At 70.4% G+C, this 24,089-nt stretch carries 13 protein-coding genes and 4 pseudogenes; 9 read left to right on the forward strand and 8 right to left on the reverse strand.

Translation table 11 applies throughout. The features are described 5' to 3' along the window. Positions 1-222 (forward strand): annotated as a pseudogene (locus LW587_RS03500) (polysaccharide biosynthesis/export family protein); the annotation flags it as partial. A gap of 282 nt (positions 223-504) precedes the next feature. Next, positions 505-1,620, forward strand: a complete 1,116-nt coding sequence (locus LW587_RS03505) for a branched-chain amino acid ABC transporter substrate-binding protein (RefSeq protein ID WP_232628215.1) — start codon at positions 505-507, stop codon at positions 1,618-1,620. A 206-nt stretch (positions 1,621-1,826) separates the two neighbouring features. Here the strand turns inward: LW587_RS03505 and LW587_RS03510 are convergent, their stop codons facing one another. After that, positions 1,827-2,402 carry a tyrosine phosphatase family protein gene (locus LW587_RS03510; protein ID WP_232628216.1) on the reverse strand — a complete coding sequence of 192 codons (576 nt, stop codon included), beginning with the start codon at positions 2,400-2,402 and terminating at the stop codon, positions 1,827-1,829. 114 nt (positions 2,403-2,516) lie between these two features. On the opposite strand from LW587_RS03510, the gene LW587_RS03515 reads away from it, so the two are divergent. Further along, positions 2,517-3,614: a TRAP transporter substrate-binding protein gene (locus tag LW587_RS03515; RefSeq protein ID WP_232628217.1), complete on the forward strand. Its 1,098-nt coding sequence runs from the start codon at positions 2,517-2,519 to the stop codon at positions 3,612-3,614. 448 nt (positions 3,615-4,062) lie between these two features. Continuing rightward, positions 4,063-5,454, forward strand: a complete 1,392-nt coding sequence (locus LW587_RS03520) for a deoxyribodipyrimidine photo-lyase (protein ID WP_232628218.1) — start codon at positions 4,063-4,065, stop codon at positions 5,452-5,454. A 112-nt stretch (positions 5,455-5,566) separates the two neighbouring features. Here LW587_RS03520 and mtgA read toward each other — a convergent pair whose 3' ends face one another. Next, positions 5,567-6,325 (reverse strand): monofunctional biosynthetic peptidoglycan transglycosylase, encoded by a 759-nt coding sequence (gene mtgA / locus LW587_RS03525; RefSeq protein WP_232628219.1) that lies wholly within the window; start codon positions 6,323-6,325, stop codon positions 5,567-5,569. 36 nt (positions 6,326-6,361) lie between these two features. On the opposite strand from mtgA, the gene LW587_RS03530 reads away from it, so the two are divergent. Together LW587_RS03530 and LW587_RS03535 are read left to right on the forward strand one after the other, a co-directional pair. Then, positions 6,362-7,324 (forward strand): polyprenyl synthetase family protein, encoded by a 963-nt coding sequence (locus LW587_RS03530; protein ID WP_232628220.1) that lies wholly within the window; start codon positions 6,362-6,364, stop codon positions 7,322-7,324. Positions 7,325-7,396: 72 nt separating this feature from the next. Continuing rightward, positions 7,397-7,864 (forward strand): hypothetical protein, encoded by a 468-nt coding sequence (locus LW587_RS03535; RefSeq protein ID WP_232628221.1) that lies wholly within the window; start codon positions 7,397-7,399, stop codon positions 7,862-7,864. Positions 7,865-7,915: 51 nt separating this feature from the next. Here the strand turns inward: LW587_RS03535 and LW587_RS23970 are convergent, their stop codons facing one another. Together LW587_RS23970 and LW587_RS24130 are read right to left on the reverse strand one after the other, a co-directional pair. Then, positions 7,916-8,830 carry a thiamine pyrophosphate-dependent enzyme gene (locus tag LW587_RS23970; protein ID WP_269780287.1) on the reverse strand — a complete coding sequence of 305 codons (915 nt, stop codon included), beginning with the start codon at positions 8,828-8,830 and terminating at the stop codon, positions 7,916-7,918. Positions 8,831-9,315: 485 nt separating this feature from the next. Then, a pseudogene (locus LW587_RS24130) lies at positions 9,316-9,723 on the reverse strand (thiamine pyrophosphate-binding protein); the annotation flags it as partial. 231 nt (positions 9,724-9,954) lie between these two features. Between LW587_RS24130 and LW587_RS03550 the strand changes: the two are divergent. Further along, complete coding sequence (locus LW587_RS03550) at positions 9,955-10,875, forward strand: ferritin-like domain-containing protein (RefSeq protein ID WP_232628222.1); 921 nt, start codon at positions 9,955-9,957, stop codon at positions 10,873-10,875. Between the two features lie 77 nt (positions 10,876-10,952). Continuing rightward, positions 10,953-11,849: an outer membrane protein gene (locus tag LW587_RS03555; protein ID WP_232628223.1), complete on the forward strand. Its 897-nt coding sequence runs from the start codon at positions 10,953-10,955 to the stop codon at positions 11,847-11,849. A 223-nt stretch (positions 11,850-12,072) separates the two neighbouring features. On the opposite strand, the pseudogene LW587_RS03560 reads toward LW587_RS03555, so the two are convergent. Together LW587_RS03560 and LW587_RS03565 are read right to left on the reverse strand one after the other, a co-directional pair. After that, a pseudogene (locus tag LW587_RS03560) lies at positions 12,073-12,168 on the reverse strand (archaetidylserine decarboxylase); the annotation flags it as partial. A gap of 16 nt (positions 12,169-12,184) precedes the next feature. Further along, a pseudogene (locus LW587_RS03565) lies at positions 12,185-12,631 on the reverse strand (glycosyltransferase); the annotation flags it as partial. 728 nt (positions 12,632-13,359) lie between these two features. On the opposite strand from LW587_RS03565, the gene LW587_RS03570 reads away from it, so the two are divergent. Continuing rightward, positions 13,360-22,461, forward strand: a complete 9,102-nt coding sequence (locus tag LW587_RS03570; RefSeq protein ID WP_232628224.1) for an FG-GAP-like repeat-containing protein — start codon at positions 13,360-13,362, stop codon at positions 22,459-22,461. Between the two features lie 112 nt (positions 22,462-22,573). Here LW587_RS03570 and LW587_RS03575 read toward each other — a convergent pair whose 3' ends face one another. Together LW587_RS03575 and LW587_RS03580 are read right to left on the reverse strand one after the other, a co-directional pair. Next, positions 22,574-23,044, reverse strand: coding sequence for a hypothetical protein (locus tag LW587_RS03575; RefSeq protein WP_232628225.1), 471 nt, complete (start codon positions 23,042-23,044; stop codon positions 22,574-22,576). An 82-nt stretch (positions 23,045-23,126) separates the two neighbouring features. Then, the gene (locus tag LW587_RS03580) at positions 23,127-24,086 is read right to left on the reverse strand and encodes a ribokinase (RefSeq protein ID WP_232628226.1); all 960 of its coding nucleotides are present in this window, start codon (positions 24,084-24,086) and stop codon (positions 23,127-23,129) included. Positions 24,087-24,089 lie beyond the last annotated feature (3 nt).

The raw sequence follows: 24,089 nt of genomic DNA on the forward strand, positions 1-24,089 counted from the left end.
ACCTCGCCGCTGCTGAGCGCGCCGATGGTGCCGGTGGTCTACCGGGTCAACATGCGCGATCCGCAGAGCCTGTTCCTGACCCAGACGTTCCGGATGCGCAATCGCGACCTGCTCTACGCCTCGAGCGCGCCCTTCGCCGAGGTGGCCAAGGTGCTCAGCGTCGTCTCGACCATCGCGGCCCCCGTGGGATCCGCCGCCTCCATCTACCGCATCACCCAGTAGGACCCGGGTCCGGCCCACTCCTCCGAGTGGGCCCTTGTGAAGCCCCTTGCGAATCCCCTTGCGAATCCCCTCTCGAATACCCTGGGGGAGAGCCGGAACGGGGCCCGGTTTTCAGGCCGATCGGCTTGCCAAATGCCCCGTCCGCATCGTTCCATGCGGCACGCTCGGCGGCCCGGAACACTGGGCGCTCAGGCGGGATTGCAGGACGATCGTCCTGCCCCGAGACGAGGATCCGGGCCGGTAGACCTTGGCAAAGGCGCGTCCGGCTGGGAAAGAGGCGACATGACGGTCCGACGCCTTCTCGCCCTCGGTGCCCTGTTGGCCGGCTTCGCCGTGCCCCCCCTCTCTCCCGCCGCCGCGCAGGTCACGGTGGGCGTCGCGGTGCCGCGCACCGGCCCCTATGTCGCCGTCGGCGAGCAGGTGCTGCGCGGGGTGCAGGCGGCGGCGCGCGACGCCAACGCGAAGGGCGGCATCGACGGCCAGACCATCGTGCTCGACGTGCAGGACGATTCCTGTGACTCGAATCAGGCGGTCGGCGTCGCCAACCACTACGTCAACGCCAATGTGCGTCTCGTCGTCGGCCATGTCTGCTCGAACGCATCGCTCGCCGCCTCCGACGTCTATGCGGCCCACGGCATCGTGATGATCACGGCGGCCTCGGTCGCCGCCAAGCTGACCGACCGCGGCCTGCCGACGATCTTCCGGGTCTGCGGCCGGGACGACGACCAGGCCAAGCTCTCCGCCGCGATCCTGGCCGAGCGCTTCCGCGACCGGAAGATCGCGATCCTCAACGACCTCTCCCCCGCTTCGCGCCAGCTCGCGGCGGCCACCAAGGACAACCTCAACCGCATCGGCGTGAACGAGGCGGTCTCCACCGCCTTCCAGGCGAGCGACGCCGACGACGCGGCGCTTGCCGACCGGCTCAAGGCGGCGGGCATCGAGGTGGTCTATTACGGCGGCGACGCCGGGGAGATGGGCCGGCTCGTGCGCATCGCCGCCGAGCGGGGCTTTCGCCCGCAATGGTTCGGCACCTCGGCCATCGCCACGCCGGACTTCGCCCGGATCGCGGGCGGGGCCAGCAACGGCGTCCTGATGACCTTCTACCTCGACCCCAGCCGCAAGCCGGAGGCGCAAGCCGTGGTGGCGGCCTTCAAGGCCCAGGGAATCGAGGCCGACGGCTCGATGATCTACGGCTACGCCGCGCTCCAGGCCCTGGTCGAGGCCGGCCGCTTCACCCGGAGCACCGAGGCCGCGGCCATCGCCAAGGCGCTGCACGGAGAGCGCTTCGACACGGTGCTCGGCACCGTCGGCTTCGACGCCAAGGGCGACATCACCGCCCAAGGCTACGTGCTCTACATCTGGCGCGACGGGAATTTCACGCCGGCCCGCAGCAACTGATCCGGGCTCCGCTTGATCAAAGCGGAGCCCGGATCAGGCAAGCCCGCACGGCGTTTGAGCGAAGCCCAAATCCGCCATCCCGAAGGGATCAACCGGATCTGGTATGAGGCCCCCGCCCGGCGTCGCCGAGGAGCGCCGCACAAGGCCCGCTCGCTCAGGCCAGCGTTGTCATCGTGACCGTCGACGCCGGCGCTCGGACCGGTGCCCTATCCCCGCAAAGCGGCGTCGATCTCCGCCCCGCGGCCGAGGTCGCGCATCAGCGGCTCGAGATCGGGGCGCTTGCGCAGCTGGAGGGCGTGGAGCTGGCGCACCGCCTCGTTCAGGCGGCCCTGCCGGCCCAGGATGTCGTCGGCGAAGGCGATCATGCGAGCGTTGGGCCAGGCCTTTTCCCGCTGAGCGTGGAGGCGGGCGATCAGGGCCTCGGCGGAGGTCTGCGGCTCGGCCTGCGCGAACAGGCTCGCCATCGCCGCCGTCGAGCGCGAGATGCCGACATGGCAGTGCACGAGGATGTGGACCGACCCACCCGCCGACGCCGCCGCGCGGCCGAACGCCAGGATCGTCTCCACATCCTCCCGCTCGGGCAGAACGAGTCCGGGGGCGGGCGCGATGGCGTCGTGGAAGCGCAGGGTCACCCGGTGATGGGCGCCGTAGGTCGTGAAGGCGGTCGGGTCGGGCCGGTCGGGGTCGAGGATCGACAGGACGTGGCTGACGCCGCGCGCCTCGTGCTCGACGAGTTCGTCGAGGCCGCAAACGGTGTGGAGGCTGAGATTCTCGGTACGCACGGGGGCGCCCTAGCACGGGAGCGGCGGTGACGCGACGATTTCCAGAGCTGGCGCTTCGCGTGTATGGCACGCGGGCGGCGGACGTCGCCGCCGGGAGCCGAGCCGAACCCCACGATGCCCCAGCAGACCCTGCCCCGGCGCGCCTTGCTCGCGGCCGGCCTCGGCGCCGCCGGGATGGCCACCCCCGCCCGCGCCCAGCACGGTGGGCCGGAGGTGCGCTGGCGCCTCGCCTCGGGCTTCGCGCGCAATCTCGACATCCTCTTCGGCGCCGCCGAGACCTTCGCCCGGACCATCGCCGAGGCGACCGACGGGCGCTTCCAGATCCAGGTCTCTGCTGCGGGCGAGGCCGTGCCGGCCGACGGCCTTCTCGAGGCGGTGTCGGGCGGCAAGATCGAGATGGGCCACGCCCCCGCGACCCTCGGTATGGCGAAAAATCCGGCCTTCGCCCTCGCCACCGCCCTGCCGTTCGGCCTCAACGCCCGGGGCCAGAATGCGTGGTGGCTTCAGGGCGGAGCGGCGGAGCTCTTCGCCGAGATCTTCGCCAAGCAGGGCCTGACCGCCCTGCCCGGCGGCAATACCGGCGCGCAGATGGGCGGTTGGTTCCGTAAGGAGATCAAGGCGACGGGCGACTTCCAGGGGCTGAAGCTGCGGGTCACCGGGCTCGGCGCCACGGTGCTGGCCAAGCTCGGCGCCGCGGTCCAGCCGACGCCCGGCCCTGAGATCTACGCGGCGCTGGAGAGCCGGGCCCTCGATGCGGCCGAGTGGATCGGCCCGCATGACGACGAGCGGCTCGGGCTCCAGAAGGTCGCGCCGATCTACCACTACCCGGGCTTCTGGGAGGGCGGCGGCATGCTGCATTTCTGGATCGGCGCCGAGGCCTGGAAGGGGCTGCCGAAGGGCTACCAGGCGATTGTGAGGGCCGCGGCGGCGCAGGTGAACGCGGAGGTCCAGGCCCGCTACGACGCGCGCAATCCGCAGGCGCTGCGCCGCCTCGTTTCAGGCGGGGCGCAGCTGCGCCCCTTCCCGCAGGACGTGATGGAAGCGGCCTGGAAGGCGGCGAACGAAGTCTATGCCGACCTGTCGGCCAAGAACCCGGACTTCAAACGCATCTACGACGCCCTGCGGACGTTCCGGAACGAGGAATACCTCTGGTTCCAGGTGGCCGAATACACCTTCGACAACTTCATGATCCGCGCGCGCGCCCGCGGCTGATCGCCCATCGACAGTGGGCCCGGCGGGGCGCAGGGCAAAAAAAAGCCGCCCTTGCGAGCGGCCCGAAGTCTAGGGAGGAAACGCCCAAGGAGGGCAGCGGAACCGAGGACGCCGTCCGCGATCCCGCAACGCACAATCTGTACGCGTCACAAAATTTTGCAAGGCCGCTGAGGTGCAAGATGCGGGTTCGGTCGTGCCGAAGCGCACATCGGCCGCGCTCTGTATCCGAAATGCCTCAGCCTCGCTGGGTCGCCGCCTCAGCCCCGATTGGGCGTAACGGGGTTCAAGGGGCGAGCCGCATCACGCGGCAGCGTGCCCGCGTCAAAGCGGCACCCGCCTTCTGCGGGGAGGACGGCAACCTTCGCGGCCGCCACGCATTCGCAGCCGCGACGGCCGGCGCCGGAGTGTCGAGAGCCGGAGCCCCACCGGGAAGCGGAGCCGAGCGAGCATGGCCATCCAATCCGCGCGTATCCGGCTCCTCGACGAGGCGCCTCCGCGGGAGAAGGCGGATTTCGTCCTCTACCTGATGCAGCAATCCATGCGGGCGGACTTCAATCCAGCGCTGGAACTGGCCGTGGAGGAAGCGAACCGGCTGGGGCTGCCGGTGCTCGTCTGCTTCGGGCTGCTCGACGGCGCCAACGGATTTCCCGAAGCCAATGCCCGTCACTACGCCTTCCTGCTCCAAGGGCTGGTGGATGCGGCGGCGGGTCTCAGGAAACGCGGCATCGCCTTCCACCTGCGTCGGGCGACGCCGGCCGAGGTGGCGATCGATCTCTCGGCCAAGGCCGCGCTGCTCGTCCTCGACCGCGGATACCTCGCGATCCAGCGGCGCTGGTACGACACCATCGTGCAGGACGCGCGGTGCCGGATCGTCCAGGTCGAGGGCGACGTGGTCGTACCCCTTGAGACTGCCTCGCCGAAGCACGAATACGCCGCCCGGACCCTGCGCCCGAAGCTGCACAAGCTCTGGGACGCGTATCTCGAGCCGCTGAAACCCCGCCGGGTCGATCATCCGGCGCCGGAGCTGACGGTCAGGGGCGGTCTCGACGTGTCGGACCCGGACAAGCTCCTGGCCGAGTTGACCCTCGACACCGCGGTCGGCCCGGTCCGGCGCTTCCGCGGCGGCACGTCCGAGGCCCGCAAGCGCCTCGACCGCTTTCTCGCGGAGGGCTTCGGCGGGTACGGCGCCGGCCGCAACAAGCCGGAGGCGGGGGCCGCCTCGCATATGAGCCCCTACCTGCATTTCGGGCAGATCTCCCCCGTCGAGATCGCCCTGGCGATCCGCGCCAGCAAGAGCGGCGACCGGGACGACCGCTCGGCCTATCTGGAGGAGCTGATCGTCCGGCGCGAACTGGCGATGAACCACGTCTTCCGGACCGAGGGCTACGACGACTATGCCCGCGCGGTGCCCGAATGGGCGCGCAAGACGCTCGCCGAGCACGCCGACGACCCGCGTCCGCACCTCTACACGGAGAAGGTGCTGGCGGAGGGAGGCACCCATGACCATTACTGGAACGTGGCCATGCGCGAGATGCGCGAGACCGGCTACATGCACAATCAGCTGCGCATGTACTGGGGCAAGAAGATCCTCGAATGGTCGCCCTCGCCGGAGGAGGGCTTCGCCCGGACCCTGCGGCTGAACAATCGCTACTTCCTCGACGGGCGCGACGCGAACTCGTTCACCAACGTCGCCTGGGTCTACGGTCTGCACGACCGCCCCTGGCAGACCCGCAAGATCTTCGGGAGTGTGCGCTACCAGAGCGAGAACTCGCTCCGGAAGTTCGACGCGAAGGCCTATGAGCGGGCCGTGATCCAGTTGTGCGAGGCGGAACAGGCGTGAGGCGCGGGCCCCGTGCCGTGACGCGCGAGGTCGGATCGCTCTTGCCCCTTGGGATCGCCTCCCGGGCGCGGTGGTGGCCGCCGAAGGGGGGGCCGACCCGAAGCGGGGCCCTTCAGCGCCTCACGCAGCCCATCAGCCCCTCGACCTGCCCCATTCGGCCCTGGATGCGGGCCGCGATCGCCCGCACGCCGCGGGACGGCTTGCCGGCGCTGCGCTGGATCGGATTCGGCAGCACGGCAGCGAGAAGCGCCGCTTCCCCGCGGGTCAGGTCGCGGGCGCTCTTGCGGAACCAGTGGCGCGCGGCGGCCTCGGCCCCGAAGATCCCCTCCCCCCATTCGGCGACGTTGAGATAGATCTCCAGGGTGCGGCGCTTGCCCCAGAGCGCATCCGCCATCACCGCGAGCGGGATCTCGAGCCCTTTGCGGAGATAGGAGCGGCCGGGCCACAGAAACACGTTCTTGACCGTCTGCATGGTGATGGTGGAGGCGCCGCGGCTCGGCCCTTCCTCGTCATCCACCACCTCGCGCAGCGCCCCCCAATCGACGCCGTTGTGGAGGCAGAAGCGCTGATCCTCGGAGGCGATCACCGCCTGGACCAGGGCCGGCGCGATCGCGTCCAGGGGCACGCCCTCCCGCTGCACGCCCTGAAGCGTCAACCATCGGCCGAGCATCAGGGTTGAGGGCGGGTTCACCACGCTATAGACGAGCGCCAACGTGAGCGTGACGATGAGAACCGCAACGGGCGCAAGGGTGATCAGGGTGGCGGCCCGCCGCAACCCGGACCGGCGCGTTGGAGCCGCTCTCCGCGACGGGGGCACCCTTCGCAGGTCGTGCCCGCGCCAACCGGCTTCGCTGTCCTCCGGCTCCGCCACTTCGCGTCCGCCCTTCCCCGATCCAGGCCAGTCCCGATGACCTCAACGCAGGCTCCCCACCCCCCGGTCAAGGCGGACGCTTATACGGGTGACTTTACCCACAGGCTCGCTCAGGTCGCCGGCACCGTCGAGACGTTCCTCGTCGATCTGCTCGGGCCGACCCTGCAGGCCGGCGAGATCGCGCGGCCGCCCCGCCTGATGGAGGCCATGGGCCACGCGGTGCTGGGCGGCGGCAAGCGGCTGCGGCCGTTCCTGGCGATCGAGACCGCGCGGATGCTCGGCGGGGCCGAGGCCGCCGCTCTGGCCGCCGGCGCCGGAGTCGAGCTCGTCCATTGCTATAGCCTCGTCCACGACGACCTGCCGGCCATGGACGACGACGACCTGCGCCGCGGTAAGCCCACCGTCCACAAGGCCTACGACGAGGCGACCGCAATTCTCGTCGGCGATGCGCTCCTGACCCTGGCCTTCGAGGTCACGGCCGAGCCGCGCTGGCAGCCCGATCCGGCGATCCGCGCCGAACTGGTGCTCGGCCTTGCCCGCGCCTCGGGGCTCGGCGGCATGGTCGGCGGCCAGCTCCTCGATCTCTCGGCGGAGGGGCGCTTCGGCCCCACCAGCATGGATATCGACGACACCCTTCAAATGCAGGCGATGAAGACCGGCGCCATCCTGGCCTTCTCCGTGGAGGCCGGAGCCCTGGTCGGCGGGGCCGACGCCGCGCAGCGGGCCGCGCTCCTGCGCTACGGCAAGGCCCTTGGCCAGGCCTTCCAGGTCGCCGACGACATCCTCGACCGCGAGGCCTCCCCGGAGGCCATGGGCAAGGCCACGGGCAAGGACAAGGACGCCGGCAAGGCCACCCTGGTCGACCGGCTCGGCCTCGACGGCGCCCGGGCGGAATGCGACCGGCTGGTGGCCGAGTGCGAGGCGGCCCTGGCCCCCTGGGGCGAGGGGGCGCAGGTGCTCAAGGATGCGGCGCGCTTCACCGTGGCCCGCAAGGCGTGAGCGGAGCCCGGGGCTGTCCTTGATGCCGCCACGGTTGGCGGGCCGCTTCGGGTTGCCAACCGGGGCACGCCCATGATTCTTCGCAATGCGCTCCTTCTCGTCGGCGGGACGGCCGCCGCCGCCGGCCTGTATCTCGCCTGGGCGCTCACCAGCCCGAGCGGCTACGAGGCCGGGGGCCGGGCCATCAAGGCGCAGATCGGCTTCCTCACCATGCCGCATGCCGAGCGGCAGAGCCTGCGCAAGCTCGCCCTGATGAAGGCCGCGGGCCATTGCGAGTGGGACCTCGATCGCGCCTTCTGGGGCCGGATCTACGATCTCTATGTCGGCGAGGAGCGGGGCGTGCGGGCCGCCGTCTACGCCACCCTGCTCGATGAGCAGGAGCGCTACTTCCTGGCCGATGCCGACCAGCGCCGCTGCCGGGCCGCCTGGGTCCGCTTCGGCGTGGAGGGTGCCGACATCCGCGGCATCCTGCGACCCGCCGGCACCGAGGCCGCGCCAGCTTCCGACACGGTGGTCAACGCCAGCGCCGAGGCGAACTGATTCCGGACCGGCCGCGCCCGGCCCGCGGCCGGCGCCGCCCGGACAGGCCGGTCAGGTTGCGGCGACCACGATCTCGATGAGATTCGGCCGGCCCGAGGCGATCCCGGCCTCGAGCGCCGGGGCGATGTCGGCCGCCCGCTCGATCCGCCGGGCCGGCACGCCCATCGCGAGCGCGAGGGCGGGAAAGTCGATGCGCGGCTCTGTGAGATCCATGCCGATGAAGCGGTTGACGCGCACGCTGGCGTAATGGGCCTGCGCCTTCATGAAGGTCTTCAGGATGTTGTACTCGGCATTGTTGATGACCACGAAGGTCACCGGCAGTCGCTCGTGCGCGGCGGTCCAGAGGGCCTGGGGCGAGTACATCGCGGCCCCGTCGCCGACGACGCAGACCACCGGAGCCCGGTCGAGCCCCAGCGAGAATCCGACCGAGGCCGGCATGCCCCAGCCGAGCACGCCGCCGCGGATCGACGAATATTGCCGCGTCCACGGACTGTGCAGCAGCGTGCGCAGATGCCCGAGCGTCGCGGGCGCCTCGTCGACGATGGCCGTGTGGGCGCCGACCGCCCGGCCGATCTCCCGGGCGGCGACGAGCGGCGCGATGACCGGGTCGGCGAAGGCGGCCTCGGCCCGGCCCCACAACTCCGCCCGGCGCGCCGCGTAGGCGGCCTCCGCCTCGGCCCGGAACGCGCGCCGGGCCGTCGCCTGGACACCGGCCTGGGCCTCCACGAGGGGCAGCAGCACATCGAGGGAAGCCCGCACGTCGCCGACGGTGGAGAGCCGTGTCGCGTAGGTGCGGCCGAGGTCGCGGGCATCCGCCGAGAGCTGGAACACCGCGATGCCCGGGGGCACCGCCGATCCCTCGGTATAGAGGACGGTGATGAGCGACTTGCCGCCCAGGGCGAAGACCGCGTCGTAGTGCCCGAGGATCGCGGCGATGGCACTCGCCTTGGTGGGCAGGTTGCCCATCCAGAGCGGGTGGGCGGTCGGGAACGGGATATGGGCCGGCCAGGACGAGCCGTAGACCGGGGCGGCAGGGCATCGGCGAGGCGGACGGCCTGGAGCGAGGCGTCGCTCATCTCGACCTCGTCGCCCGCGATCAGGGCGAGCCGGCCCGGCGCGAAGCCCGCGAGATGCGCGGCGAGGGGCGCGAGGGAGCCGGCCACGGCCCGGTGGTCGATGGTCGAGATCTCCCCCAGCGGCGCCCGGGTCCGCGCCTCCATGACGTCCATCGGCAGCGACAGGAAGACCGGCCCCGAGGGCGCGGCGGCGCTGTCGTGGAAGGCGCGGCGCAGGAGCACCGGAAGCTGGTCGGCGCTCGTGACCTCGCGGGCCCATTTCACGGTCGGGCCGGCGATCGTCACGAGATTGCCGAACAGGAGCGGATCGGTGACGACGTGCCGGGAATCCTGCTGGCCCGCCGTCACCACGAGGGGCGTGCCCGCGATCTGGGCATTGAGCAGATTGCCTATCCCGTGCCCGAGGCCGCCCGCCGTGTGCAGGTTGAGAAAGCCCGGCCGGCGCGCCGCCTGGGCGTAGCCATCGGCCATGGCGACGGCGCTCGCCTCCTGGAGCGCCAGCACGTAGGCGATGTCGGCCGCCTCCGTCAGGGCGTCGATCAGCGGAAGCTCGGTCGTCCCGGGATTGCCGAAGACGTAGCGGACGCCCTCGCTGCGCAGAATCTCGACGAGCACGTCGGCGCCTCGGCGCTCCGCCAGGGTTTCGAGACGGTCGATCGACATGGCCGGACCCGCAGGCGCCCCGCACGGAGGACGAGGAGGGCAGGATAGGCCGGATCGAGCGCCGCTTGGAGAGGTGGGATCGCTCCGGCCGCCTGCCGCCGATGGGTCGAACAACGCCATCGATCGATCACGGAAAATTGTATTAGTGATGCCGAAAACTGAGGACTCTCAGAATATCGATCACGGGCGCGTGATAATTTGTGCAAATTCATACCATAAGACGTGATTGTTTTATCACATCCACTGCATAATTCATGTTCTTAGCCTCTTCTATCCGGCTATTTTCTTGTCGGTTATCCGACGCCCCAGCAGGATGCCGCCGCAAGCCAAACAATGGGCGGGAGCGTCACCGTGGTTCTCAAATTTCTTCGTGGGGTCGGCCGGTCCACCGGCGCCGCCCCGGCGCCGGACGGCGTCGATCGCGCCGCCGGGCGGCGCGCGTTCATCCAGAGCGTCGGCCTCGGCGTCGCCGGATCCGCCATCGTCGGACCGGCCGCCTTCAGCCCGGCGGCGGCTCAGACCGTCACCGACACCGACATCCTCAATTTCGCGCTCAACCTCGAATATCTCGAGGCCGAGTTCTACCTGCGCGCCGTCACCGGGCGGGGACTGACCGACGGCGAAGTCACCGGCACCGGCACCCCCGGCGCGGTCACCGGCGGGCGGCAGGTCAACTTCGCCACCGCGGCGATCCGCAACTACGCGACCGAGATCGCCAGCGAGGAGCGGATCCACGTCCAGTTCCTGCGCAGCGCGCTCGGCGCGAACCGGGTGGCGCGGCCGGCGATCAACCTGACGGCCTCGTTCACCGCCGCCGCCCAGGCCGCGGGGCTCATCACAGCGGGCCAGACCTTCGACGCCTTCGCCGACGAGACCTCGTTCCTGCTCGCCGCCTACATCTTCGAGGATGTCGGCGTGTCGGCCTATCTCGGCGCGGCCCCGCTCGTGACGAGCAAGACCATCCTGGCCGCGGCCGGCGGCATCCTCGCCGCGGAGGCCTACCATGCGGGCACGATCCGCACGGTTCTCTACAGCCGCGGCCTCTACACGCCGGCCCTCAAGATCTCCGATGCCCGCGACTCCCTCGACGGCGCGAGCGACCTCGACCAGGGCATCGGCACCGCGACGATCGCCAACCTCTCGCTGACGAGCCCGGCCAACGGTCAGGCCTTCGCCCGCACCACGGGCCAGGTGCTCAACATCGTCTACCTGAACCCGTCGGCGCGGCCCGGCGGCTTCTTCCCGGCCGGCCTCAACGGCACGATCCGCTGATCCCCCGCGCGCCGGGATGGCCTTCAGGGCCGCCCCGGCGACGGACCGCGCCCTCGAACGAAAGTTGGCTCTCGACCATGATCAAGACACTTCTGTTGGCGGGGGGCGCATCCCTGCTGGCGGCCGGGGCGGTCCAGGCCGCCGACCTGCCGCGCCGCCAAGCGCCGCCGCCCGTCTTCACCCCCGTCCCGGTCTTCACCTGGACCGGGTTCTACGCGGGCTTCAATGCCGGCTACGCCTGGAGCGAGCGCCGCCGCGAGACGGTCACGGCCTTCGACATCCCGCAGATCCCCACCGCCGACTATCTGGCGGCGCTCGGGACCGGCGCGGGCCGGGGCGAGTCCGGCGGTTTCACCGGCGGCGCCCAGATCGGCTACAACATCCAGTTCACGCCGGGCTCCGGGTTCGTGTTCGGCATCGAGGCCGACGCGGCCTATACCGACCTCCAGCGCCGCCGGGCCGCCTCGGCCACCATCGTCGGCTTCCCGGGTTTCCCCGGCGCCAACGACGTCAATCTCGACAGCGCGACCCGCAGCGAGCTGTCGTTCCTCGGGACGGTCCGCGGACGCGTCGGCTACGCCTTCGACCGGTTCCTGATCTACGGCACCGGCGGCTTCGCCTATGGGCAGACGCAGTATTCGTCGGTCCTCACCATCGGCACCACGCTGGGCGGGTTCGCCAGCGGTCCGACCGCGAGCATCAGCGGCGGCTACGATCGGATCCAGACCGGCTACGCCTATGGCGGCGGCATCGAATACGCGCTCCCGACCGACAACTTCCTGAATTTCTTCCGGTCGAGCGCGGTGACCCTGAAGGTCGAATACCTGCATTTCGACCTCGGCCGCCGGAGCGTCATCGGCGCTTACGACATCATCCCGGCCTCCGGCACGCCGGTCCCGGCCACCGTCACCCGCGTGCGCACCGAGGGCGACCTCGTCCGCGCCGGCATCAACTACAAGTTCGGCACCTACTAGACCATCCGCCCGGCCCCTGTCGCCGGGACGATGCTCGACCCGACCGAGAGAGGATGCGAGGGCGCCCCGCCATGAGGCCGGGCGCCCTTCGTCGTGACGGGCGCAGGCGTCGCGCCGCACTACGATCGGCCGGGGAACGGCTCCCGACTTTTCCGGGACTCGCCCTGGATCCCGTCTCGGTGACACGTCTCTCACGAGACGGCAGCTCCAGAAGCCTCTGGCCGAGCCGCAGGCGGATGGCCGCGCGCTCGTCGCGACAGAACAGGTTCTCGATGCGCTTCAGGGCGATCGGGTTCTCGTTCCCTGTATCGCCCGAGAGGTCGGTGAAAGCCGCGCCCGCGCAGCTCGCGCACGAGCGAGCCCGTCGAGGCCATGGTGACCCGCCCGGCGGCGTGGAAGCGCCGGAGCACCCAGTAGCTCCAAGTCGTCGGCACGAAGAAGCGCGCGGCGATGCATTCCGGGAGTTTCGTGGTGAAGCTCATCATGAAGGGCAGTCGGTTCCGGAGGCAGTAGGTCCGCACCGTTTGGCCGATCGGCCCCTCCGTCGCGATATGGATCGCATCGGGACGGGCCGCCTCGATCCTGCGGGCGATCGTCTGCACGTCGGGGATCGCGAGATGCAGACCGGGATAGCTCGGCACCGGGAAGCGCGGAAACCCGTCAGGGGGCAGGAAGACGATCTCCATCCCCACCTGGGGGGCGCAGCGTGCCAGCGAGGTCAGGGTCCGGACCACGCCGTTGACTTGCGGCGCCCAGGCGTCCGTCGCGATCAACACCCGCATTACGCCCGCAGTCCCTTTGGCCGACCATGAGAGCAGACCGAGTGTTCATCGGCAATGCAACGGCCTGTTCAGCACGCTCTGAGCATACTTCCAGCAGCACAATCCGACTTTTACATTTGCATGACGGCGATTGTCGCCAGAAAATTCAAATTTCAATCAGGAAATTCATTAGGCGCCGAAGGATCGGGCCGGCGAAGCCCCCCCATTGCGCGGACGGGTCGGACGCGGTGGGGAGTCCCACCGGGGCGGTGGACGCGGCGCGCCTGCGCCATCGGGCAGACGAAGGGAAACGGCGGCGCACGGACCGCCTCGGAGGCGCGGCCTGCGGAGCCATCAACGCCCAGTAGTGAGCCGGACGGCGCGTCTCCGAGCAAATGTTTTGGCGCAGCGTCTCATCATCGGCTGAAACGCGCCGGAACGGGGATCGGGATCTTGCCGCGCCCGGCCGGCCGACCTAACCCGGAGAAAGAGCTCGGACTCGGTCGAGATCAGACTCCACCCCCGCGGATTCGTCACTGCGGCAAGCCCGAGCGGAACTATTGCGTCTTCATTCCGACTTGTAAGCATTCTTCATCGGCAACCACGTGGTTCCATTAATCATTTCATCATTCGAGCAATAAGAAATAGCGTTTGATCCTATTGCAATACGAAATCGATTCATCTATGAAATAAATGAACACGCTGGCTGGCCTTCTATTCTTCTGCTCGCCGCAAATGCAGGTCACGCCATGACGGTCCGGGTTACGTCGCTCAGCTCCTTCGCCTCGGCGCCGGGCACGCTCAAGGTCGGCCAGTCGGTGACCTTCACCGCCGCACTCAACCGGCCCGTCGTCGTGTCCGGCATCCCGACGCTGATCACCTCCGACGGGGGGATCGCCTTCTATGTCGCGGCGCTCTCCACCCCGACCTCCCTGGTGTTCCGCTACACGGTGGCCCAGGGCGATTCCTCGTCGGATCTCACGGTGATCGGCCTGACCACCAACGGCGGCTCGATCACGTCGCCCGGCACCCTCTTCCTCGAGAACCCGGCCCAGTACAGCACCGGGGACCAGCCGAGAGACATCGCCGCGGCCGACGTCAACGGAGACGGCAACCTCGATCTCGTCACCGCCAATTACGGCAGCAACTCCGTCTCCGTGCTGCTGGGCGTGCGCCCGAAGCTCGCCTCGGTGACCGGCAATTTCAGCTTCACCGACGCCACAGATTTTGCCGCTGGTCTGCGCCCCAGCTCCGTTGCCGTCGGAGACTTCAACAAGGACGGCAAGCTCGACATCGTCGCCACCAATCTCCTCTCCGATACGGTGACCGTCCTCCAAGGCGAGGGCACCGGCTTCTTCAAGACCCTGGGCGCAGCCCCCGCGAGCGCCGGGCCCGTCTCGGTCACGGCCGCGGACGTGAACGGGGACGGCAACCTCGACCTCGTGATCGCCGCGGGCAACAAGAAGGCGTCGGTGATCATCGGCGGCGGCCGCTTCGACTTCGGCGCGCCCAAGCCCTACGAGGTCGGGTCCTCGCCGGTCGCGTCCGCCGTGGCCGATATCGACGGGGACGGCGACGTTGACATCTTCGTCGTCAACCAGACCAGCAAAAGCGTCTCGGTGCTGCTGAACGATGGCCAGGGCGGATTCGCCAACGGCAACAACTACCGCGTCGGCCCGTTACCGACCGATGTGGTCGCCGCGGACCTCAACAACGACGACGCGATCGACCTCGTCATCACGAACAGCGGCGACGACACGATCACGGTGCTGCGCGGGGATGGAAACGGGGGCTTTGCCCCCGCCATCGTCTCCACCGGCCCGAACAATCCGGGCGCGGTCGCCGCCGCCGACATGGACGGCGACGGCACGCTCGATCTCGTGGTCGCCAGCGACGAGGGCGTGTCCGTCCTCGTGGGCAAGGGCGACGGCAACTTCGCCACGCCGTACTCCCTGGCCACCGGCGACCGCCCCTCCGCCCTCGTCGTCGCCGACTTCAACCGCGACGGCCTGCCCGACGTTGCCGTCACCAATGCCGGCAGCGACACCGTCTCGATCCTGAGGAACAACTCCCTCCTCACCGAGGATCTGTGGCTGCCCAGCATCGTGCTCAATGGCGGGACGATCACCGGCTTCGTCATCGACGGAGAGGTCGCCACCGTCGTCGGTCGCTCCGCCACCGCCGGCACCTTCGGCGTCGGCCGGACGATCGACCTGTCCCTCCGCTTCAGCGAAGAGGTGTTCGTCAACGGCGTGCCGGAACTCGCGCTGAACACCGGCGGGACCGCGACCTATGTCAGCGGGTCGAGCACCAACACCCTGGTGTTCCGCACCACCGTCGCCGCCGGGCAGAACGCGGCCACCCTCGCGGTCACCGGCGTGGCGTTGTCGGGCGGCGCCCGCATCGTCAACGAAAGCGGGAACTCCGTCACGCTGGATCAGGCGCCCGGAAGCATCCCCGGCGTCGCCGTGGACACGGCCGGCCCCGGCCTCGTCACCGACCACGCCACCCCCGAAGTCGGGCGCTACGGCACCGGCCAGGTGGTGACCCTGACGCTGACCGGCAGCGAGCCCCTGACCGTCTCCGGCACGCCGATTCTGACGCTGAACAACGGCGGCACCGCCACCTACGTCTCCGGCTCCGGCACCCCGACGCTTCAGTTCCGCTACACCATCGGCGCCGGGCAGGACACGCCCGGCCTCGCCGTCACCGGCGTCACCCTGTCCGGCGGAAGCACCATCCAGGATGCGGCCGGCAACAATGCCACGCTGACCGGCGCGGCGGCCGCCTTCACGGGCCTGACCATCGACACCACCGCACCGGTCGTCGTCGCCGTGGCGGCAAACCCCGGCAAGGGCACCTTCGACGTCGGCCAGATCCTCACCTTCACGCTCACCCTGAGCGAAGCGGTGACGGTGCAGGGCAGCCCGGTGCTGCAACTCAACGACGGCGGGACCGCGACCTTCGTCGGCAGCGCGGGTGCGACGCTCACCTTCACCACCACGATCGCCGCTGGGCAGAACGCCGCCACCCTGGCGGTCACCGGGCTGACCGTGCCGGCCGGCGCCTCGATCCGCGGCGCAGGCACCGGAACCGACGCCTATCTCGCCTCCGCGGCCGAGACCTTCGACACCATCAGCGTAAACACCGCCGCCCCGGTCGTGGAAGACCTCGTCGCACTGCCGGGGAACGCGATCCTCGGCGTCGGCGCCGTGGTCACGCTGCACGTGGTGATGAGCAAGGACGTCATCGTCTCCGGCGGCCCGCCGACGCTCACGCTGAGCGACGGCTCGGTCGCGCGGTACGTGTCCGGTTCCGGCACGGACACGCTGGTCTTCACCAGCGTGGTCGCCCCCGGCCAGACGGTGCCGGACCTCGCCGTCACCGGGCTGAACCTGAACGGCGCCGGCATCGCCGACGCGGCTGGTCGCACCGCGAATCTCGCGGGCGCGGTCGGCAACCCCGACGGCACGCTGGAGATCGACGCCGCCGCCGTCACCGTCTCGGCGGTCGCGGCGACGACGGCCGAGACCGGGCCGCTCAGCATCGGCGACGCCGTCACCTTCAGCCTCACGCTGGACCGTGCCGTCACCCTGACGACCGGAACGGGCGCGCCGACGCTCACGCTGAGCGACGGCGGCACCGCGACCTACGACGCCGCCGCCTCGACCGCGACCAAGCTGGTCTTCCACCACACCGTCGCCGTCGGACAGAACGCCGCGAACCTCACGGTCGAGACGCTCGCGCTCAACGGCAGCACCGTCACCGTGCCGGACGGGCCGCTCACCTTCTCGCCGCCCGCGTCCACCCCCATCGATTCCGGCTACAATTACGGGACCAACACGACCATCGCCGACATGGACCGGGACGGCATCGCCGATATCGTAGTCCAGAACTACGGCGCGCTGTCCATCTTGCTGGGCGACGGCGATGGCGGCTTCTATCCGCCGATCCTCTACCAGCCGGGATTCGTCCGCGACGGCGACGACGGCCAATTCTTCATCGCGTCCGGGCCCGCCGTCGTGGCCGACCTGAACGGCGACGGCATCCTGGACGTCGTCACGCCAGGCTCCAATACCGGCAAGATCAACGTGTCGCTCGGCGACGGCACCGGCAATCTCCGCACCCCCACCCTGATCGAGGCACGCTTCGGCGACCAAGATTACGGGCGCAGTGCCGACGCCCTGACGCTCGCCGACATGAACCGGGACGGCGCGGTGGACATCGTGGCGGCGACGAACGGCGCCGTCTTCATCATGGACGGCGACGGAAGCGGCGGGTTCGCCGCAGCGAGGCCGTTCGCCATGGCCGGGTACGCCTCTTCGCTCACCCCGGTCGACATGGACGGCGACGGCGACCTCGATGTCGTCGGCACGCGCACGCCCCGTCAAGGTGGGGTCGGGGAAGCCTTCATCATGCGGGGTGATGGCCAGGGCGGTCTGGGCGCCCCCACCACCGTTGTCACAGCCAGCTCCGATTACGTGGTTCGATCGGTGGTCGCGGACCTGAACGGGGACGGCAAGCTCGACGTGGCGGCCCTGGACTACGGGAAAACGCTGCACGTCGCGCTGGCGGATGGCAGCGGCGGTTTCACGGCCGCCCCCCGCCTCACGACCGGCCCGGCTCCGACCGGCCTCGCGGCGGCGGACGTGAACGGCGACGGCACGATCGACCTGATCGTCGCGAGCAGCGGCACCGTCGACATGAACCATCCCGATTTCATCAACTTGGGCGACGGCAGCCTGCAGGTGTTCCTCGGTGACGGAAACGGCGGCTTCGCCGCCCCGGTCGCCTTCGACACCGGCACCGGGAACTACCAGGTGCTGGAAAGTGTCACGGCCGGCGACGTGAACGCCGACGGGCGGCCGGACCTCATCATCATGAACCGGACCTCCGCGAGCGCCGTCGTCCTGCTGAACGAGACGATCCCACCCAACGTCTTCGATCCGGGCGGCGCCGCGACGGCCCCCGGCCACGCGACGGGCCTCGTCGTCGATACCACCGCGCCCGTCTTTCTCGGCGGCGCCTCGAGCCCCGCCCGGGGCGTCTACGACATCGGCCAGGTCATCACGCTCACCCTGACCGGCACCGAGCCCCTCCTCGTCACCGGCACCCCGGTGCTGACGCTCAACAACGGCGCGGTCGCGACCTACGTCTCCGGCTCCGGCACCACGAGCCTGCAGTTCCGCACCACCGTCGCCGCAGGCCAGAGCACCGCGGCGCTCGCCGTTACCGGCGTGACCCTGCCGACCGGCGCGGCCATCCGCGATGCGGCGGGCAACGCCGCCGACCTGTCCGGGGCGCCGACGAGCTTTCCCGATCTGTCGATCGTCACCACGGCGCCGACCGTTCTCGCCGTGGAGGCGAGCCCGGCCTCCGGCCCCCTCGGGGCCGGGGCCGTGATCACGCTCGAAGTGGTGCTGGACAAGCCCGTCGCGGTCTCCCGCGGGGTGCCGACCCTGACCCTCAGCACCGGCGGTACCGCGACCTATGTCGCGGGCTCCGGCACGAACACCCTCGTCTTCACCACGACCGTGGCCGCCGGCCAGGCGACCTCCGACCTCGCCGTCACCGGCATCGCCCTGAACGGCGCGACCGTGACGGATCGAGGTGGCCAGGCGGCCGATCTCGGCGGGGCCGTTTCGAACCCGGCCGGAACGCTGGCCGTGTCGGCGCCGGCCCAGTCGGTCCTCGCCATCGCGGCAACCCCCTCCGTCGCAGGACCGCTCAAGGCCGGAGACACGGTGACCTTCACGGCCACCCTCGGCGCCGCGGTCAGCGTGTCCGGCACGCCCATCTTGACGCTGAACGACGGTGGCACCGCCACTTACGATGCCAGCGCCTCCACCGCGACCAGCCTCGTTTTCCGCCACACGGTGCAGGCCGGGCAGAACACCTCCAGCCTCGCCGTGACCGCCCTCACCCTCAGCGGCGCCAGCATCGCGGTGCCGGGACGCCTGGCCTTCGGGACGGCCGCCGGTGTGCCGGTCGGCACCACCGGCTGGGGCCCGTCGGTCCCGACGCTGGCCGTCAACCTGGACCAAGACGGCATTCCCGATGAGGTGAAGGTCAATCCCGGTGCCGGAACGGTCTCCGTCCGGCTGTTCGACCCGGACAACAACCGGTTCTTCCCGACGACCGACTACGCCGTCGGGCTCGATCCCGGTTCCGTCACCCGGGCCGACGTCAACGGGGACGGTATCGGCGACCTCCTCGTGGCGAATGCCGGCAGCGGGTCGGTGTCCGTCCTCCTCGGCCTCGGGGATGCCTTGATCCCCAACGGGCGCTTCGCTCCCGCCATCACCGTGGCGGTCAACGGCACGGCCTCGGCGCCCCGCTCCGTCACGGTCTCGGACTCGAACGGCGACGGCCGGCCCGACCTCCTCGTCGCCAGCGGCACCTCCGTGTTCCTCCTGACCGGGGACGGCGCCGGCGGCTTCACCCCCGACGGCAACGGGGCGCCGCCGATGGGAGCGACGGTGGCGGATGTGAACGGCGACGGCCGGCCCGACGCCATCGTGACCCTGGCGGGCACGAACCAAGTGGCGGTCCTGCTCGGCACCGGCGCGGGCAGCTTCGGCCCGGCCACGACCTACGGCATCGGCCTCGTGCCCTACGGCGTTACCGTGGCGGACCTGAATCGGGATGGCCGGGCCGACCTGATCGTCGCCAACGCCTATTCCGGCACCCTGTCCTTGCTGCTCGGGACCGGCGCGGGCGGCTTTGCCGCCGCCACGACTCTTCCGATCAACGGCGCGTTCTCCGTGCCGCGGGCGGTGACGGTGGCCGACATGAACGGAGACGGCAATGCCGACCTCCTCGTGGGCTACACCAGCTCCGTCAGCCTGCTGCTCGGGGACGGCAAGGGCGGGTTCAGCGCGGGCGGGGACTACGCCGCGGGTTTCCGCACGACCGGCGTCGCCGCGGCGGATCTGAATGGCGATGGTCGTCTCGACCTCATCGCCAGCTTCGGCGGCGAATTGGATGAAGACTATTCCGGCGATGGCGTGATCAGCCCCGGTGGCGTGTCGGTCCGGCTCGCGGATGGGAGCAGCGGCTTCGGCCCGGCGATCACCTACGCCGCCGGGAATGCGCCGGAGGATCTCGCCGTGGCCGACCTGAACGGGGACGGCACGCCGGATCTCGTCGTCGCCAACGTGCTGGGCGGAAACGTCTCGGTTCTGCTGGGCAACGGCTTCGGTGGGTTCAACACCGCAGTGAACTACGCCGCCGGCGTCGCCCCCACGGCCGTCACGACCGCCGACCTCAACGGCGACGGCCGTCTGGACCTCGCCGTCGCCGATGGACAACGGATCAGCGTGCTGCTCGGCAACGGCGCCGGCGTCTTCGGCTCGCCCACGCGCTACCTCGCCGGCAACACGGAGTTGGTCTCGATCTCGGCAGCGGACGTGAACGGCGACGGCCGGCTCGATCTGGTCGCGGCGAGCAGTAACGGCAACGTGTACACGCTGCTGAACCAGTCCGCCGCGCCGGGCCTGTTCAAGGCCACCGGCGTCGGTGCGCTGCCCGGCGCCAGCACCGGCTTGGTCGTCGATACCAAGCCCCCCCGGGTCGCGCCCACGGATGTCGTGGTGGTCGGGACGGGGCTCGGCGCGGTCGAGAACGCGGCCAACGGCGTCGTGGTGGGAACCGTGCGCGGCGTGGATGCGGGCGGGCTGTCGATGACCTACAGCCTCACCGACAATGCCGCCGGGCGCTTCGCCATCAACGCCGCCTCCGGTCAGATCACGGTGGTTCAGGGGCTTCTCCTCGACTACGAGCAGGCCGCCACCCACACGATCAAGGTCACGGTCACGGACGATACCGGCCTGCGCTTCACCAAGGCCCTCACGGTTCAAGTCGGCAACCGCACGCCCGAGTTCGTCACCGGAGACGCGAGCGCCAACACGCTGGTGGGCGGCGTCGGCGATGACGCCTTCTCCGGCGGCGGCGGCAACGATGCCCTGAACGGGGCCGGCGGCGACGATCGGCTCTACGGCGGCACCGAGGCCGACCGCCTGATCGGCGGATCGGGGGACGACCGGCTCTACGGCGAGGCCGGCATCGACACGCTGCAAGGGGGCGACGGCAACGATCTGCTCGATGGCGGCGCAGAGGCCGATCAGCTCTCGGGCGGCAGCGGGAACGACCGGCTGGACGGCGGCGCCGGCGCCGACCTGATGGACGGCGGAACCGGGGACGACAGCTACACCGTCGACAATGCGGGCGATCGCGTCATCGAGGCAGCGGAGGGCGGCACCGACACGGTCTCGGCCGCGGTGGGCTTCACCCTCGGTGCGGGCCAGGCGATCGAGGTTCTCCGTGCCCATGCCGGAGCGACGGGCCTGACGCTCACCGGCAACGAACGCGCCAACCGGATCCTGGGCAATGCCGGGGCCGACGCGCTCAACGGCATGGACGGGGCGGACCGGCTGGACGGCGGCACGGGCGCCGACCGCATGGAAGGTGGGGCCGGGGACGACGTCTTCTACGTCGACCACGCGGGCGATCGCGCGATCGAGGCAAGGGGAGCCGGCTCCGACACGGTCTATGCCGCAGTCGGCTTCACCCTCGGGGCAGGCCAGGAAATCGAGTTCCTCCGCGCCAATGCCGGAGCCACGGGCCTGACGCTCACCGGCAACGAATTCGCCAACCGCATCGTGGGCAATGCCGGGGCCGACACGCTCAACGGCATGGCGGGCGCGGATTGGCTGGACGGGGGCACCGGCGCCGACCGGATGGAGGGCGGGACCGGGAACGACGAGTACCGCGTCGACAACGTGAACGATCGGGTGATCGAGGCGACGGGGGGCGGCACCGACACGATCTACGCCTCGGTGAGCCTCACGCTCAGAACCGGCCAGGAGATCGAATATCTTCGGGCCAATGCTGGGGCCACGGGCCTGACGCTCACCGGCAACGCGTTCGCCAACCGCATCGTCGGCAATGCCGGGGCCGACACGCTCAAGGGCATGGACGGGGCGGACCGGCTGGACGGCGGCGCCGGCGCCGACCTGATGGTCGGTGGGACCGGGGACGACGTTTTCTACGTCGACAACGCGGGCGATCGCGCGAACGAGGCGACGGGCGCCGGCTCCGACACGGTCTATGCCGCGGTCGGCTTCACCCTCGGCGCGGGCCAGGCGATCGAGTTCCTCCGGGCCAATGCCGGGGCCGCGGGCCTGACGCTCACCGGCAATGAACTGGCCAACCGCATCGTCGGAAATGCCGGAGCCGACACGCTCAACGGCATGGCGGGCGCCGACCGGCTCGATGGCGGCACCGGCGCCGACCGGATGGTGGGCGGAACCGGGGATGACGTCTATTACGTCGACAACGCGGGCGATCGGGCGATCGAGGCGACGGGGGCCGGCTCCGATACGGTCTATGCCGCGGTGAGCTTCGCCCTCGGGGCAGGCCAGGAGATCGAGTTTCTCCGCGCCCATGCCGGAGCGACGGGCCTGACGCTCACCGGCAACGCGTTCGCCAACCAGATCGTCGGCAATGCCGGGGCCGACACGCTTACGGGTGGGACGGGCGCGGACACCTTCGTGTTCTCGGCCGCACTCGGCGGGGGGAACATCGACCAGATCACCGACTTCTCGCACGCCGCGGACACGCTCCACCTGTCCAGGAGCGCGTTCTCGGGCCTGTCCGCCGGGACCTTGAGCGCCGAGGCGTTCAAGGTGATCGGCGCCGGTGCGATCGATGCGAATGATCGCGTGCTCTACGACAAGGCGACGGGCGCGCTGTCCTACGACGCGGATGGCAGTGGCACGGGGGCGGCGGTGCAGTTTGCCATCCTGACCAGTCGCCCGACGATCGATCACACCGACCTCTTCGTCGTCTGAGGGCGTGGCGGGCCGAGTTCGGGCACCGGGGGCGCGGCCCGCGCGGAGATCGCCGTCGAGGGTCCCGAACCGGGTGCCCCCGACCGCGCCTCTCGCTCCGCGCTGGCGGCCTTCAGGGGCGTTCCGTCGGCTCCGGCGCGGGGGCCTTGGTGCGGCGTGGCGCGATCACTTGGTCGAAGATCACGCGCTTGCCGTTCTTCCGATAGCGCACGCCCATGGCCCTTCGGCCGACATTCTGAGCCTTGCCGGCCTCCACCAGCGCGATGAGCGTCTGCGGCGCCGCCGCGGCCGCCGTCATCACCCATGCGACGTCGGCGCCGTCCGGTCGCTCGAGAGGCGGCGGCCGCCCCGTCTGGGCGAAGTCACGGGCCTCCGCGTGATCGTAGAGGTGCCATCCGAGATAGCCGACGACCCGCCTGTCGTCGAAGGCGAAGAGGGCGTGGCGGCGACGGATCTGGTCGTCCACCGTCTGGGTCAGGTCGCCGAACCGGAAGCCGGAGAACGGCGGGCGGCGCGCGAGGAAGTGAAGCGCGACCCCCAGGGTCGCGTAGGAAGGGTCCAGGGCTCGGATGGTTAGGGCCAAGAATGCGCTCCTCGTCTTGCGCGCGCGGACTGCGACGCGGGCCTGCGGCCGGGTCATTCGGGGTTTCGTCACGGGACTCCGGTCATGGCGCGGGCGCCTCGGACGCGTGCAGGCGGAGGAACGCGGCCAGCTCCCGGGGATCGGGCAGACCGTCGAGGACACCGTGACGCGTCACCATCAGGGCCCCGCAGGCCGCCGCCATCCGGCCGCTCGCCGCCCAGGGCCGGCCCGCCAGGAGGCCCGCCGCCAGACCGGCAATGAAGGCGTCGCCAGCGCCCATCGTGTCGATCGCGGTCACCGGGTAGGGGCGTTGATCCCAGATCGTCGAACCGCCGAGGAGGATCCGCGCCCCGGCCGCGCCGAAGGTGATCACCAGCGCCTCGACGCCGCGGGCGTGCAGCGCCCGCGCCAGATCCTGCGCCGACATTCGCACGCCGCCGGCGGCTTTCCGCCCCTCGGCGAGGTGGCCGAGCAGAGCCTCGGCTTCGGTCTCGTTCACGACGAGGATCGTGGTCGCGGCCAGGATCTCGGGCAACGGAACCCGGAACGGCGAGGGGTTGAGGAGGGTCGGAATGCCGGCCCCGCGCGCGATCGCGAAGGCTTCGGCGATGGGGTCGTCGCCGATCTCGAACTGGGCGAGCACCATCCCGCAGGAGCGGATCCGGGCCGCCGACGCGCGCACGGCCTCCCGCGACAAGAGAAGGTTCGCACCTGGATGGACCGCGAGGCAGTTCTCACCGTCGGCGCCGACGAAGCCGACGCCGATGCCGGTGGAGCCCGGATGGGAGTGGATCATGGAGACCGGCAGGCCCATCCGCTGCAGAGCGGGCTCGGCCAGCGCGGCGAGATGGTCCGTCCCGACCGGGATCAGGCCGTCCACCGCCAGCCCGAGCCGGCGCAGACCGGCGGCGACGTTGAATCCCTTGCCGCCCGGTTCCCAGGCGACGGCGGAGGCCCGGAGCGATTCGCCCGGACGGGGCAGCCGATCCACCCGGAAGGTGCCGGCCGCGACGAAACTGCCGAGCACAAAGGCGCTTCCCATATG

Source organism: Methylobacterium sp. Leaf118 (genome assembly GCF_920984675.1).
Lineage (GTDB): Bacteria > Pseudomonadota > Alphaproteobacteria > Rhizobiales > Beijerinckiaceae > Methylobacterium.